General features: G+C 65.6%; 1 protein-coding gene. It reads left to right on the top strand.

The window, feature by feature from the left end; genetic code table 11:
* On the top strand, positions 1-450 hold a 450-nt coding region (locus PZH32_RS11345; RefSeq protein ID WP_275208361.1), incomplete at both ends, for a molybdopterin-guanine dinucleotide biosynthesis protein B.

The raw sequence follows: 450 nt of genomic DNA, 5'->3' as shown, positions 1-450 counted from the left end.
AGCATCATTCCCACCGTGGCTTCGACATCGACTATCCGGGCAAAGATTCCTATCGCCATCGCGCCGCCGGGGCCTCGGAAACTGTTATTGCGGCGCCGGGTCAGGTGGCGCGCATCCAAACGGTGGAGGGAGAGGTGGAGTGCGCCGAGCTGGTGCGTTCCATGCCCGGTCACGACGTGGTGGTGGTAGAAGGGTATCGCAAAAGCGGCCTGCCAACCATCGAGATTATGCGCTCGGGCAACGAGGCGGATGCGCGCGCAGCCGCGGTGCTGCTGGAGGCTGCCCGGGCAGATGTGCCGCTGGGCACCGACTTCACACAGCTGGCCCGCGAGCACGATCATCTCGACGAGGGCTTCGCCGCCGATCTGCGCGAGAAAAGGCCCGTCGGCACCACCATCGCGCTGGTGACGGACATCCCCGATGCTCTGGAAGCCGCCTCGTTGTACGGGT

The sequence above is a fragment of the Adlercreutzia equolifaciens genome (assembly GCF_029076695.1).
In the GTDB taxonomy this organism is placed as follows: domain Bacteria; phylum Actinomycetota; class Coriobacteriia; order Coriobacteriales; family Eggerthellaceae; genus Adlercreutzia; species Adlercreutzia equolifaciens_A.
The sequence above is the reverse complement of the archived record's forward strand: the minus strand, read 5'-3'. Positions and strand labels throughout refer to the sequence as shown.